The organism is Bradyrhizobium sp. LCT2 (genome assembly GCF_009931255.1).
Classification (GTDB): domain Bacteria; phylum Pseudomonadota; class Alphaproteobacteria; order Rhizobiales; family Xanthobacteraceae; genus Bradyrhizobium; species Bradyrhizobium diazoefficiens.
The window spans coordinates 6,218,916-6,232,885 of the sequence record NZ_CP034432.1; the positions used below are offsets into that span (position 1 = coordinate 6,218,916).

12 protein-coding genes are annotated in these 13,970 nt (G+C 61.0%); 1 reads left to right on the plus strand and 11 read right to left on the minus strand.

Translation table 11 applies throughout. The annotated features are described in order from the left end of the window. The 6 genes from EI171_RS29855 to EI171_RS29880 all read right to left on the minus strand — a co-directional run bounded on the left by EI171_RS29855 (position 1) and on the right by EI171_RS29880 (position 7,661). A complete protein-coding gene (locus EI171_RS29855) occupies positions 1 to 1,023 on the minus strand; it encodes an amidohydrolase family protein (protein ID WP_161535455.1) in 1,023 nt (340 codons plus the stop codon). A gap of 135 nt (positions 1,024 to 1,158) precedes the next feature. Next, a complete protein-coding gene (locus tag EI171_RS29860) occupies positions 1,159 to 1,530 on the minus strand; it encodes an MmoB/DmpM family protein (protein ID WP_011086461.1) in 372 nt (123 codons plus the stop codon). 6 nt (positions 1,531 to 1,536) lie between these two features. After that, a complete protein-coding gene (locus tag EI171_RS29865; protein ID WP_028170759.1) occupies positions 1,537 to 2,607 on the minus strand; it encodes an aromatic/alkene monooxygenase hydroxylase subunit beta in 1,071 nt (356 codons plus the stop codon). Between the two features lie 55 nt (positions 2,608 to 2,662). Then, positions 2,663 to 3,703 (minus strand): 2Fe-2S iron-sulfur cluster-binding protein, encoded by a 1,041-nt coding sequence (locus tag EI171_RS29870; protein WP_161535456.1) that lies wholly within the window; start codon positions 3,701 to 3,703, stop codon positions 2,663 to 2,665. Positions 3,704 to 3,787: 84 nt separating this feature from the next. Next, on the minus strand, positions 3,788 to 5,458 hold the full coding sequence (locus EI171_RS29875; RefSeq protein ID WP_038966206.1) for an aromatic/alkene/methane monooxygenase hydroxylase/oxygenase subunit alpha: 1,671 nt from the start codon (positions 5,456 to 5,458) through the stop codon (positions 3,788 to 3,790). A gap of 1,150 nt (positions 5,459 to 6,608) precedes the next feature. After that, complete coding sequence (locus tag EI171_RS29880) at positions 6,609 to 7,661, minus strand: NAD(P)-dependent alcohol dehydrogenase (protein WP_161537102.1); 1,053 nt, start codon at positions 7,659 to 7,661, stop codon at positions 6,609 to 6,611. Between the two features lie 714 nt (positions 7,662 to 8,375). On the opposite strand from EI171_RS29880, the gene EI171_RS29885 reads away from it, so the two are divergent. Then, a complete protein-coding gene (locus EI171_RS29885; RefSeq protein ID WP_161535457.1) occupies positions 8,376 to 8,537 on the plus strand; it encodes a hypothetical protein in 162 nt (53 codons plus the stop codon). A gap of 290 nt (positions 8,538 to 8,827) precedes the next feature. Here the strand turns inward: EI171_RS29885 and EI171_RS29890 are convergent, their stop codons facing one another. The 5 genes from EI171_RS29890 to EI171_RS29910 form a co-directional block, all read right to left on the minus strand. Beyond that, the gene (locus tag EI171_RS29890; protein ID WP_038966228.1) at positions 8,828 to 9,571 is read right to left on the minus strand and encodes an SDR family NAD(P)-dependent oxidoreductase; all 744 of its coding nucleotides are present in this window, start codon (positions 9,569 to 9,571) and stop codon (positions 8,828 to 8,830) included. Positions 9,572 to 9,603: 32 nt separating this feature from the next. Further along, positions 9,604 to 10,398, minus strand: a complete 795-nt coding sequence (locus EI171_RS29895; protein WP_011086453.1) for an SDR family NAD(P)-dependent oxidoreductase — start codon at positions 10,396 to 10,398, stop codon at positions 9,604 to 9,606. A gap of 35 nt (positions 10,399 to 10,433) precedes the next feature. Further along, positions 10,434 to 10,772 carry an NIPSNAP family protein gene (locus EI171_RS29900; protein ID WP_011086452.1) on the minus strand — a complete coding sequence of 113 codons (339 nt, stop codon included), beginning with the start codon at positions 10,770 to 10,772 and terminating at the stop codon, positions 10,434 to 10,436. 24 nt (positions 10,773 to 10,796) lie between these two features. Beyond that, positions 10,797 to 12,029 (minus strand): ABC transporter substrate-binding protein, encoded by a 1,233-nt coding sequence (locus EI171_RS29905; RefSeq protein WP_161535458.1) that lies wholly within the window; start codon positions 12,027 to 12,029, stop codon positions 10,797 to 10,799. Positions 12,030 to 12,097: 68 nt separating this feature from the next. After that, positions 12,098 to 13,801 (minus strand): FAD-dependent oxidoreductase, encoded by a 1,704-nt coding sequence (locus EI171_RS29910; RefSeq protein ID WP_161535459.1) that lies wholly within the window; start codon positions 13,799 to 13,801, stop codon positions 12,098 to 12,100. Between the last annotated feature and the right edge of the window lie 169 nt (positions 13,802 to 13,970).

Here is a 13,970-nt window from a genome sequence, read left to right on the forward strand (position 1 = left end):
CTACTCCGCTGCCGTCGCGTGGATTTTCTGCCCGAGCTTCGCCTTCTGCGCCTCGACGTCGACTCCATAGAGACGTGCGGCGTTGAGGCCCAGAATCTTCCTCTTTGCCTGCGGGGTGAGGTCGACGCCGTGCTCCTGCTTCAAATCTTCCGGCAGCTCGAAATTCCAGAACTTCTCGACCAGCCAGCGCGGCGTCCAGATCGCGTAGTCGCTCCCGAAAAGCAGCTTGTCCTCGCCGACCCAGAACAGCAGTTCGCTGATCACTTCGGCAAAATAGCGCGGCCGTCCATGGATGAACGGCAACGCCACCGCGAGGCCGCCGTAGACGTTCGTCTCCTGCACCGCGATCCAGCAAAAATCATCGAGGCGCGGCAGACCGCAATGCTCAATGATGAAATTCAAGCCCTGGAAGTCCGTCGCGGCATGGTCGACGTCGTGAACATCGAACGCATCCTTGTCCAACGGAATGATCGTCGGCCCCTTATGGACATGGATGTTGGTGATGCCGAGCTTCTGGCAGAGCTCGAGGCAGCGATAGGCGTTGGGATCCGTGAGCTTCCACCCACGCGAGTCACCCTTCCACTCGGCGGTATAGAGCTTGACACCCTTGATGCCGAACGTCTCCTTCATGTAGTGGATGTACTCGAGCGCCCTCTCGCCATCCCGTGGATCGAAGGCGCCGTTGACGATGAAGCGGTCCTTGTACTTCTTCGCCATCTCGGCGTTGCGATCGATAGTGTTGAACCCGTTCTTGTAGAACTCTGTGAGGTAGGTCGACTGAACGACGGCCATGTCGTCAGGACCGTCGACGAACAGATCGTGGTACATCTGGTCGGCGCTGTATTTCTCGAACTGCTCCTTCGGCCAGAGCTTGTCCTTCGGGCTGAGCGAGGTGTGGTAGGCGTAGAAGCAGTCGATGAACTGCTTGCCGTGGACGTTGAGCTGATTCGCCGGACTTCCGTCCCAAAAATGGGTATGGCCGTCGATAACGAACACTTCCTCGCCGGTGGGAGTTATGAACATGTTGCTCTCCGGAAATTCCTGGTTGGCTCTAGTCGATCAAACGAAGCGCGGTGGTCGGGCGAGACCACTTCGAGAAGCGGCGGGGCCATAGCCGCTGGGGATGCGGCCCCGCCCAGTCAGGGAGGCGATGGAGACTCACTCGATGTATTCGAAGACCTCGTCCATGTTTCCGAACAGCGTCACCGTGTTGTCGTCGATACGCACCATCCGTCCGTAGTGGGTCGAGGTATTAACTTCGAAGATCTCGGCCGTCATTTCCTTCCCGAGAATTTCGCTGATTTCATCCATCTTGAAAGTCAGCTTTCCCTCGCCGTCGATGCGGATCAGGGCCGGCTGATAGGTCACTGTCACGTTCGGCTTCTTCGCCATGAACTCGGCGATGGCGCGCGCCTCGACGCTGTCATTCATGGTGACGCCGCACTGATGGGAAATCGTTTGCTCGAAACGAAGGTCCCCCATCTTCTGGAAGATATTCTGGTTGGTCGCAGATCTGGAAACGACGGACATTGCAATTTACTCCTTGGGAAGGGTGAGGCCGAGCTCGCCGAGAATCTTCTTGATGCGTTCGACCGACTGCGCACGCGCATCGGCGTACTGCACCGGCTTCGAATGCGGCTGCGACCAGATCGGCTGCAGGCCGGCGGCCGCCTTGTTGGCGAGCGCAACATGCTTGTTCACCCACCCCTGGAACAGCTTCTTGTTGTGGGCGCCATGCTGATTGTCGGTCACCAGAAGGTGCATCAGGTCGATCGTGTTCGCGAGATTGCGCTCATAGTCCGCTTCCGCGGACGAAATCACCGGCGGCGTGATGAAGTCGCCGTTAGACGAGGCTACCTGCATCAGGAAGCCGCTGCGAAACAGTTCGCCGACCAGCGGCTCGAACACGATGTTGGTGGCGAAATACTGCTCGAGATAGTCGGCCGAGCCCATGATCGACTCGATCGCTTCCCGCGTTCCCTGCCAGCCCTTGTCTTCCAACCAGACGCGCTTGCCGGCCGTGTCGTCGAAGCCCGGAATGTCCATTCCGATCTCGGCGAGATACAGCGTAATATCCTGTGAAAGGCGAAGCTTGTAGGACGAGTTCGTCAGCGTCGCATTGTTGATCATCTGGGTGTAGCCGTAACGCTGAGCCTGCATCAGCGACGTGCCGAGACCGAACTCGGCGTGCTTCCACGCACCGAGATGGTTCTGCAAGATCTTGATCCAGGCCTTGTCGAAGCTCTTCGGTGCCCCGGACTTGCGACCGTTGGCGATCACGGCCTGGACCATGGCTTCGATCTTGGACTGGCGCTGGTAGTGAGTGCGCTCCCATTCCTGGTCGGGAGCACGGAACGCATGCCAATTCGAGCTGAGGGCCCCCGTGTTGTCCTTGGTGTATGCACCCTTGCCGTTGGGGAAAGAGATGATCCAGTCCTGCAACAGGTATCGTTCCGGATCCGGCTGCACGTCGACCGTCACGTCTTCGTAGTGCGTGGCTCGCTTGCTGCGGGGCTCGAAATAGCGGTATCTGCGGCTATCCGAATCCGGAAACACCGCAGAACCTGCTGCACCGGATTTGGCTGATACGGTTTGAACGGCAGTCATGGTCGTCTTCCTCCTCCTGTTGTTGGGCTCTAGCTCGTTGGGCGGTCGAGGCGTCTTAGTTGTTCGCCGGCGTGAACTTGTCGAAGAAGATGCGGTCCGACTCGACATCGCTCATCTGCAACACTGGCGTCAGCGCCTCGATCATTGGCGATGGTCCGCAGGCATAGACGTCGACGTCTTCACCATAGTCCGCCCCGCGAAGGTGCTCTCCGACTGCCTCATGCACGAAGCCCTTTGCTCCGCCCCAGGCTGTGTCGTCGGCCGCATGGGAGAGAACCGGGACGAAGGTGAACTCCGGATGCTTGCCGGCGAGCTCCGCGAAATGGTCGAGATAGAAGAGATCGTTCTGCGTCCTGGCTCCGTAGAAGAAGCGCACCGGACGAACTTCCCCGGAGCTGATGTGATCATGCAGGATAGACCACAGCGGCGACATTCCGGATCCGCCACCGACCAGGATCATGGCTCCCGTTTTGTTTTCTCGTCGGAAGCAGGTCCCGTAGGGTCCTTTGATTCCGACTTCGGTTCCGACGGCGAGATCTCCGTCGAGTCGTGAGGAGAAGCGCCCATTGGGGTACTTCTTGATGATGAACGCGAGATTTTGGCTTTCGCCCGGCGAATTTGCCATGGAAAACGAGCGCGTAATCGTCTCTGGCCCCGGGAGCGTGATGTCGACATATTGACCCGCCCAGAACTTCAGAGGTTGCTCCAGTGTGATTTCGAGGCGGCGGATGTCATGGGTCAGCGCAGAGACGCTCGTAACGGTGCCCGTGAAATCCTTGACGGGAATCGATTTCGACAGCACTTCCTCGTCATAGTTGAGGAGCTCCACCTCCAGATCCGAGTATGCCAAGGTCCGACAGAGCAGGATGTAATCCTGGCCTCGCTCCATCTCGTTCAGGGCAAACGTCGAGTATTTCTTCAACTCGACATCGCCTCCGGTAAGGACGCATTTGCACGCCGAGCACTGCCCCTCCTTGCAGCCATGCGGCAGCGCGATCCCTTGGCGAAACGCAGCGTCGAGAACAGTTTCGTTCTCCTCGACCTCGAACTCTATGCCTACCGGTTGCAGGCGAACGACATTAGCGGGCGCGCCCATAGGGGCCTCCTCAAACGAACGCTTTCATATCTTCCGGGGAGCGATCGGGAAGGAGCCGGCCGCAGCCGGCCCCTTCCGTCTCACTTAGTTGCAGGGATTGATAGTGAATCCCTTGCGATACTCGGCGAGATGCTTCTCGCGGTCGGCCGGGCTCATCTCCCGCAGCGTCTGTAGCGGGCTCTTGAGGATGTGGCCGCGGACATCGTCGAGCGTCCACATTTCCTTCTGGTCGAAGCGCAAATGCGGCTGCGCGACCAAGGTCTTGCCGTCCGTGCGCACGAAGCCGAGATCCTTGATGGCGTCGGCAATATCCACATTGTGGTAGACGCTTTCCCACTCGCGACGGCCGCTGAACCGCCCCATCGCCGGGGTCGGACGACCCTGGTACTCGCCGGCGAACGCTTCGACGGCCGTCCACCGATCGAGCTCATGGGCGAAGGTGTGCAGCTTGCCGTCGATCTCGTCGGTGACGATGTCCTCACGGATGAGGCACGGAACGAGGCACGACCAGCAACGATGCGGATAGACGTAGCCGACGTCGCTGTTGAACAGGATGTTGGTTTGACCCCGATGCGACAGCTTCTCGTACCATTTCCAGAACTCGCCGAACTGCGCATACCAGCCCGGATACTTGTGCTCGAACCACTCGAAGTCCTTTTCAGTCTGCGCCTCGATACGCCAGAAGTTCGCCGACCAGCCGACGGCAAAGAACTGGGCGACCTTGTGGACGTAGTGCTTCTCGGTCAGCCGCTTCCAGGCGGCCTGCACGTCGTCATGATGGATCTTGATGCCGTACTTCTCGAGCGGCAGCATATAGGTCCGGTAATAGTCCTCGAAGATCCAGCGGTGCCACATCTCCGCGTAGGACTCCTTGTTCTTGTCGCGGTTCGTGGTGCCGTATTCGATGAACGTCCCGATCGCCGCGTCGACGATGGCATGGTTCTGCCAGAAGGCATAGCGCATGTCGCGCTCGAGCAGCAGGTGATTCTCCGGCTCCTTCAGCATCGACATCAGCATCGAGTGGCCGTTGCCGATGTGGCGGCTCTCGTCCGACTGAACCGAGAGGAACACGGTTGGCAGCGCATAGTCGCCGTTGCGCGCCGCCTCCGACGGCATGGCGACGAACAGCGTGTTGGTGAACGCCGTCTCGGCGACGACGGTCAAGTAGACGTTCGCCGACGTGATGGCGTCACCGGTGATGAATCCTTCACCGAACTGGCGACCGATCGTGGTGGCGTAGCACTTGCCGAACGCCTCCTCCGTGATGTCGAAGCCGGCCGGGTCGATGTAGTTCTCCATGTACCATTTCTTCAGGTTCATCTGGATGGTCGAGTGACGGAATTCGTCGACCATCTGCATGGTGAAGCCAGTACGGAGATCTTCGCCGGGTGCGAGGCGCCCGACCATCGCCATGGAACGTGCCGCCGAGATTTCCGGGAACGGGATGATCGCCAGGAACAGCTTCATCCACTCGACCCAACGTGGCTCGACGTTGCGGAACATGTCGCCGCGAAGCGCGGCATCGAGGGCGCCGTAGACGCGGTTGTCCTTTTCCTCCTGCATCGGGAAATAGGAGCGAAGGACCTGCTTCATCGGATCCTTGGGCGCCTTCGTGATCTTGTAGTCGGTGGGGAAGGTCATCGCTTCCTGGACGTAGGACGGATTCCATCCGAGATCTGCAATCTTCTTTGCAGCCTCACCGACGGAAATGCCGCGCTGGGCGGTGATCTTGTTGAGTGTTAGCGTTCCAGACATCTCGTCTTTCCTCCTGATCGGGTCAGAAACCACATCGATATTCCGCCTGCCTGGACCTTCGCGGACCGAGCAGTGCTTACCCGTGCGTTACGGGCCACCTCGCGACCGTTTGCGCGGCCGGACGTTTGATATCGGCAAGGGTCTCAGGATGACTGTGGAACACCTCAGGGATGATCAGGAGCGATCTTCGGACCCAGCCGTCCTCCGATCGCAATTGAGTGACCCCGCGCAAGGTTCGCCCTCAGCTTGACATCCCCTTCCCTCGTTCTTTTCGCGGCTCGCCCCGGACGGAGCAGTCAGCGTTGTTGTGCCAAACAGCTTTGCAATGGGCGTGCCAGCGCTCTCTTGCCCCGCCAAATTGATTTCTGATTGCCGGAGGTGAGGATCGGCGCTGACGGAGACTTCGCGGCTCCCAGTTAGCGACCTGCGGAAATGCAAACTGCGACAAGAGTTGCAAAATGAGAATCGGCGCAACGCGGAGACCGCCACTTCGCGGCGCAATGTTTGCGCTGCAACAGTGCCAGAAATTGCCCCGGGCAATACGTCGAGCGCTTTCGGAATCGAACGCGGTCCGCTCGATGCGACAGGCGTCTTTCACGTTGAAGGCCGCGCATACGAGACTGGTTCGTTGCCCGGTCCATTCGGACTAGCGATAGTCCTCGAAACCGGCCGACCGTTTTGATTGCCGAACCTTCTCGATCCAGCGCTCGGTGTACTGGGCGTAGCAATCGTGATCGCAGAAAGGGAGACCGGTACTGAATTCTCTCAGATAGTGAGCGTGAATGGGCTCGCAGCAAGACATGCAGAACGTCTTCAGCCACGGTGTTCTGCCATTGACGAGGACGAACCTCATGCGGCGTTCCTAAGCGATCTTGTCGATATGAGATTGACAACGATGCAAATTGAGACGATGGCGTACAATGAGACTCCGGAGATCAGACCACTCCTCCACCCTTGCGGTGTTTGCACTGCGATATGAGCTTGTGTGAAACCGATCTGATTGAACTGTTGCAGCGCCTGACCAGCATAAGATCTCACGCAGCTGGGCTCCGGTGACGGCGTCAGACGACACCACACGGGCATGACGACGGCCGCTTGCTCGATCCATCGCGAGGAAATGCATGCTCGCGATGGATGATGCAGCTATCCTTCAAGGGATTAACACGGCCCGCCCATGAATTTCGCCTGCATTGAGATCGTGCAAGGCCTTGTTGGCGTCCGCAAGGCGATACTCGGTCGTGGCAAGTTCAACCAGATCTCGGTCCGCAAGGGCCATCAACTCGGTTAGTTCGGCCCACGTGCCGACCAGATTGCCGATAATGTTTTTCTCGGTTATCACCATGTCGACTGTCGGCACCCGAATGTCTTCGCCGTAACCGACGACGTAGTAGCTGCCCATCGGACGAGTCATCGCCAGGCCCTTCGACGTCGTCCCCTTCTCGCCGACGAAATCGATCACCGCTTCCGCACCGTTTCCGCCGGTCAGACCCAGAACGGCTTCCACTTCGTTGCCGTCAGCTTTCACGAGATGATCGGCGCCCGATTTTTCGGCTAGTTTCAGCGATGCTTCGGACTTGTCGACGACAATAATGTCGGCCGCACACATCGCTTTGAGGCACTGGATTCCGATGTGGCCCAATCCTCCCGCACCGATAACAACGCAAGATTCGCCTGGCAAAAGGTGACGCGTGGCCTTCTTGACAGCGCGATAGGCGGTGAGGCCTGCATCGGCGTATGGCGCGACATCCTTTGGCGCCAAAGTCCGTGGCAGCGGGACGATGTTGCGTTCTGAGGTGCAAAGGAACTCTGCATAGCCGCCGTTGCAATCGAGGCCTGGGAACGTTCCAGGACCGTGCATGTCGAATCCTCGGCGACAGGCGAGACACGTCCCGCCGCTGATCTTCGGATGGACGATGACAGGATCGCCCTTCTTTAGTCCCTCGACTTCCTTGCCAACTTCTTCGATCCAGCCTGCATTTTCGTGCCCCATAATGAGGGGAAGCAGCTTGTCACCGCTCGGATCCATGTGCGGCTTCCACACGCCTTCGACGATGTGAAGGTCGGTTCGGCATACGCCCGCACCACCTATGCGGACAATGACGTCGGTTGATTTCGTCAACTTCGGATCAGGCACCATCTCTTCCCCGACCCAAAGGTCGTTGGAAAGTTTCTCGTCGTAGGCTCTCAATACTTGGGCTCTCATCATTTCCTCCGTCTCCCCGGCGAACTTCGGTGCGCCATCGGCGATTTCAGCCTCAGCATTTTTTGTGCCAGCGGATTTGTGTCGCGGCGCCAACAGCCGCTGTTGGATACGCGCCAACAGTCCTGCTGCGGCGCAGCGCGAAGATGATAGATCACCGTGCTGAAACAGCCCGATACTACCAGGCACGGATCAGCGTTATCTAAAGTCCTCCACCATTGGGAGGATCGATGGTTCAAGCTAAGCACGACAAAAAGGAGAGCAGCTGGACTTTGCTGCGCATTGCTTGCCGCGCAAGGAGGTTAACTGGATGGCCAAACCGGTCCACTCGATGATCCGCGTGGCCCACGAGGCGACTTCCACCGGCGCGCCTTCGATCTCGAGATCCCCAACCATCTGAGTGTGCCAATTTCGCCCTGATCTATTTGCGTCTCCGTCCTCACCTTTCGAGCTGGAGCTGACGGTCATCGCAAGGAGCCGTATGCGCTCGACGTCCCGATCTTCTTACTGGATCTGTTCTCGAAAGGAGATGTCGTGAACCTGACCAAAGCAGAGCGGCAGCATGCCAAAGACGGGGCAAATCTTGACTTCAGCTTTGTCCATCTCACGCAAGGTCAGAACTGAGTCCTAGTATTCTCGCGCGCAGATCTACAATTCGCAGCAAGCCGGCATTATTGCTTATTCGTATCTGGCGTATGGGCTTCCTTGGTTGAGCGGATGACGCTTCTGCCCGACGGGAACGAGCTAGGAATCGTGCTCAATGGCGATCTGGCCGCGATCTTGAGCTTTGCTGCGGGCAAAACGAAGCCCGACCTCCTTCCGGAGGCCGGGCTTCTTGGCGACTTAGTATCGATCGTTGGTTGCCGGGACAGGATTTGAACCTACCCAGACGTCTTGAACGCGACAGTCTGCGGGACTGCCGCAGACAAACCAGTCGTCACCAGCCCAGAAATTGGAGCGCTGTTGGCTCCCCAAATTGGGTGTCGGTAGATTTTTGTTGATCTCTCCGTGCACACATCGTGCACACGCCGCCCTCTAACTTATTGAAGAACTTGAACTCTCGGTCCAATCCATCATGGGCCAAGTTGAGCTAACTCAGGCTAGCCTAATCCAAGCTGATCCAAAATCGTCAGCTCTGCGCCATAGCCACGCCGGCGCGACGCGATCAATTAGATTGCCGTGTAGCCGCCGTCGGCATTGACACACGCGCCCGTGATGATCGAGGCCTTGTCGCTCGCAAGAAAGGCCACAACCTCAGCAATCTCCCCAGGCCGCGCCAAGCGCCCGATCGGCTGCCGCACCAGCATCGCCTGGCGGGTCGCCTCCGGCAACTTGGCCAGCAACGGCGTATCGACATAGCCCGGAGAAACGCAGTTCGCGCGAATACCCTGGAGCGCATAGGTCAACGCAACTGAGCGCGTGAGATTGACCACCGCGGCTTTCGCGGCCGAATAGGCGTTGCTGTTTTCCTGACCGACGTGAGCAAGGATCGACGCCATGTTGACGATCGCGCCACCACCGGTCGCACGCATGATGCCTGCGGCGAACTTGTTGCAGATCGCCACCCCGGTGAGATCGACGTCGATCACGCGGCGCCAGTCGACGAGATCGAGCTCGTGGATCGGCGACTTGCGCTCGGGAATGCCGGCATTGGCGACGAGGATGTCGAGCCGGCCGAACAGCGTGACGGCTGCCTGCATCAGCTCGGCGACTGAGGCCTCATCGGTGACGTCGACATGCTGGAAGCCCGCCGCGTGACCATCGGCGGCAAGCCCGGCCGCAAGCGCGGCTCCGCCTTCGGCGAGATCACCGAGCAAGACTTTCGCCCCCTCGACGGCAAACAGTCGCGCAATCGCCGCTCCAATCCCGGAGCCGGCGCCGGTGATGACGGCAACCTTTCCCTCGAGCAGCACCACACCCTCCCGTTCGACCCGATTTGCCGAGCTCAGCTCTTCTCGAAGCCCGGGCGCGGAATCGTGCCCATCAGCGTCCGGGTGAAGCCACCGTCCACGACGATCTCCTCACCGGTGATGTAGCTCGCGCGCTCGCTCGCGAGGAAGACTACCGCATCGGCGATGTCCTCGGGGCGGCCGATGCGCCGTGCCGGCACCAACGCCCGCCGCGCCTCGTACACGCCCTGGGTCTGATAGATGGCCTCGGTCATCGGCGTGCGGATCATGCCCGGGCTGACGACGTTGCTGCGTACGCCGCGCGGTCCCCATTCGACCGCGAGCTGGCGGGACAGCACGGCCACGCCGGCCTTGCTCACGCTGTAGGCGCCGCTGTAGCTCTGCGGAAATGAGGCCGAGATCGATGCGACATGGACGATGGCGCCTGCGCCGCGCGCCAGCATCGGCTCTCCGAAGGCCCGCGCGCAGCGCAGGTAACCGGTCAGGTTCAATGACAGAATGCGGTCCCAATCCGCCATGCTCGTGGTGTCGAGCCCGCCCGGCAACATCGTGCCAGCATTGTTGACGAGGATTGTGGCTTCGCCGACTTTCGCCGCCACCTCGCCGGCGGCGCGCGCGACGCTGTCATCGCGGGTGACATCGCAGGCTAGGAACTCCGCGCGGCCACCGCTTGCGCTAATCTCCGCCGCGACAGCCGCGCCGGCCTCGTCGCGGTCGAGCACGACGACGGTCGCGCCAACCGCCGAAAGGCCGAGCGCAATGCCGCGCCCGATGCCCGCACCACCGCCCGTGACGACGGCAACTTTCGCGGAAAGATTGATCCATGCCATGCGGGGCTTCCAAGGTTGGAAAGGCGATTGGCGCCTCAGGTGGCGAGGCCGGACAAGGACAGCAGCTCGATCCTGCGGATCAGCCGGTTCTCCTGCGCGACGATGAGATGCTCTGAGGCTTGCAAGTAAGCCGGCCAGTCGGGATCCTTGTCGCGCTCGGCGTGCCGGCGCTCGAACTCTCCCATGTCGGGGAAACCCCAGAGATGAACGATCTGGTTGAGCGGCCCGACCGCGCTCGTGAACATGCCAAGCGGACGCCCCAGATATTTGAGCTGGACCGGTATCGCGAGCCGGTCGAACACCTCGATGAACTCCGCCATCTTCCGCAGGCGGATGGTGTAGACACGCAGGTCGACAATGGCTTGCTCGGTCATCGGAGGATCTCCCGGTTGGCTCTCTCAGCTGCGCACGAGCGCGCAGCTACCCTCGTCGAGGGGCCGGAACGCTTCGGTTGCGCTCAGCGTCGAGACCAGCTTGTAGACGTCGCCGGTCGACGTGCTCTCCGCGGGCTTCTTCACCTCGAAGAGATAGGCCGGATGGATCTTGCGCCCGTCGGCGCGGATCATGCCCTGACCGAAGCAGTCGTCGTCGGTCGGCATCTTCTTCATCAGCTCGACGACCTCGCGCCCGTTGCGCTTGGCCTGCTCGGCGCCGAGCTCCTTCACCGCCTTGAGGTAGTGCAGCACGCAAGCGTAGTCGCCGGCCTGGCTCATGTTGGGATAGACGTTTGCTGCCAGGCGCGGCTTCACCCGGTTCATGAAGGCGCGCGTTCGCTCGTTGAGATCCCAGTAGAAGGTCTCGGTGAGCGACAGGCCCTTGGCCGTCGACAGGCCCATGCCGATGACGTCGGTAACATAGCCGACCAGCGCCGCCATGCGCGCGCCGCCCTGGTCCAGACCGAACTCCTGGGCCTGCTTCAGACAGTTGATCAGCTCATTGCCGGAATTGGCAAAGGCGATCACATTCGCGCCGCTCGACTGAGCCTGCAGCAGGAAGGACGAGAAGTCCGAGGTCGACCCGAAGGGATAGCGGACCGAGCCGAGCACGGTGCCGCCGGCCGCCTTAACGAATTTCGCCGCGTCCGCCTCGGCAGCATGGCCGAACGCATAGTCGGCGGTGAGGAAAAACCATTTCGAGCCGCCGGTGCGCACGAGCGAGGTCGCCGTCGAATGGGCGAGGCACCAGGAATCCCAGGACCAGTGCACGAGGTTGGCGCTGCAGCTCTTGCCGGTCAGGTCCGACGATCCGGCGGTGGTGATCAAGGCAACCTTGTTCTTGTCCTCGATCAAGTATTTGGCGCCGAGCGCGATCGAGGAGTTGCCGACATTCTCGATCACGTCGACGCCATCCTGATCGAACCATTTGCGGATGATCGCAAGGCCGACGTCGGCCTTGTTCTGATGGTCGGCGACCAGGATCTCGACCTTGACGGAAGGGTTGGCCGCCATGAATTCGGCAGCCGCCTGCTGTGCGCAGGCGACTGTCGTGGGCCCCGACACGTCGCGATAGATGCCGGACATGTCGGTGATCACGCCGATGCGGATCGTGTTGTCGGACTGCGCCCGGGCGAGGCGCGGCGCCAACGCCGTGGCGAGGCCGGCACCGACGAAACTGCGGCGTGTCATGGTCATGTCGTTTCTTCCTCACCTGTCCTGCCTTCCGGCATGGACCGTTGTTGATCCCGTTTGGATGGTGTCGATCAGGCTTGCTGGCCAGCCAGATGACGGCCGGTGATGTAACCGAAGGTCATGATCGGCCCGAGCGTGATGCCGGCACCAGGATAGTTGCCGCCCATGATCGAGGCACGATCATTGCCGACGGCATAGAGTCCGGCGATCGCCGTACCGTCGTGGCGCACCACGCGACCGACCAGGTCGGTAGTCAGACCGTCGAATGTGCCGAGATCGCCCATGATGAGCTTCAGCGCGTAGTACGGCCCGGTGCCGATCGGGGCCACGTTCGGGTTTGGCTTGTGCTCGGCGTCGCCGAGATAGCGGTTGAAGGCCGTCGAACCGCGCTTGAACGCGCGGTCAATGCCATGGACCGCGCCTTCATTGTACTCGCGCACCGTTGCTTCCAGACCGTCGGCCTCGATGCCCGCGGCCGCGGCAAGCTCGCGCAATGTCGCGCCGCGGTTCAGATAGCCGTTGCGCACAAAAGTGCCGACCGGCACTGGCGCCGGCTTGGCATAGCCGAGGCCGTATTTGCGGATCGTGGCGTGATCGCAGATCAGCCAGGCCGCGGTCTCCCTACCACCGGCGCCATCGGCGATCATCGCGGCGCCGACGTCGTGGTAGGACTCGGACTCGTTGGTGAAGCGCCGCCCTTGCCTGTTCACCGCGATCACACCGGGCTTGTAGCGGTCCACGAGATGCGGAAACACGCCGGTGCGATTGCCGAGCGGCACGCGCGACACCGGCATCCACGCCGCCGCACTCGGAAAGCGGATGTCGCAGCTGCCGCCGGCCACCTCTGCCATGCGGATGCCGTCGCCGGTGTTGGCCGCAGGTGTCGGCGACAAATGTTCGCCGCCTCGGGCAAGATGCGGATAGGCGCGCGCAATGCGCGCCTGATCGTGCGGAAAACCGCCGCTCGCCAGCACCACTGCGCGGCGCGCCGTGATCGCGTACTCGCCCTGCGTATCGCCGACGATCGCGCCCGCGATGGCGCCGTTCCGGCTGATCAGCCGTTGCGCGGGCGTTGCCGTGAGCAGCGGAATCCCAAGATCGAAGACGGTCCTCGCAAGCCGCGCCGCCAGCGCATTGCCGCTGGTGATCTTGACCCCGCGGCGATAGCGGGCGAGATCCCAGAGGTGGCTGGCAAGCCGCCGGGCCACGTAGATTGCCGAAGCGAGCGAACTCGTGACGCGGAAGAAATGCTTCAGCTCGTCATTGGACGAGTTGAACATCATGCCGATGAAGGTGATGGTCTCGAGCGGCGGCCGCAGCCGGCGGATCTCCGTGCCGAGCCCGCGGGCGTCGTAGGGCGCCGCGGTCACCGAGCGGCCGAGCTTGGTGCCGCCCTCGACGTCCGGATGATAGTCGGGATAGGCCGACAGCACGAATTTCGCTTCGGTCTCCTTCTCGAAGAAATCGAGCATGCGCGGGCCGACATCGAGAAAGGCATCGATCGCCGCATCGTCGAAATGATGGCCGGTCTCGTGCTTGAGATAGGTGCGCGCCGCGTCGCGGCTGTCCGTGACGCCCGCATCGCGCGCATGGCGATTTCCGGGAATCCACAGCACGCCGCCGGAAAAAGCCGTGGTGCCGCCGAAGTACTCGTCCTTCTCGACGATGATCACGTCGAGCCCGCACTTCCGGGCCGTGATCGCGGCGGACAATCCGCCGGCGCCCGAGCCCACGACCAGCACGTCGCACGACAAATCACGCGCTTGTCCTGACATTGCCGTTTCCTCCCGTGGTCTCGCCGCGCCGTTGCTTTGTTTGGGTCTGACGACGGCTCGTATTCTCGATAGGCGCGACCGCGGGCGCCGCCAATGGACGAAACTCTTTTTGTATTGTACTTTTCATAAGTGCAGTGCAGCGACCGGAACTAACCGCCACTGCCGCGGA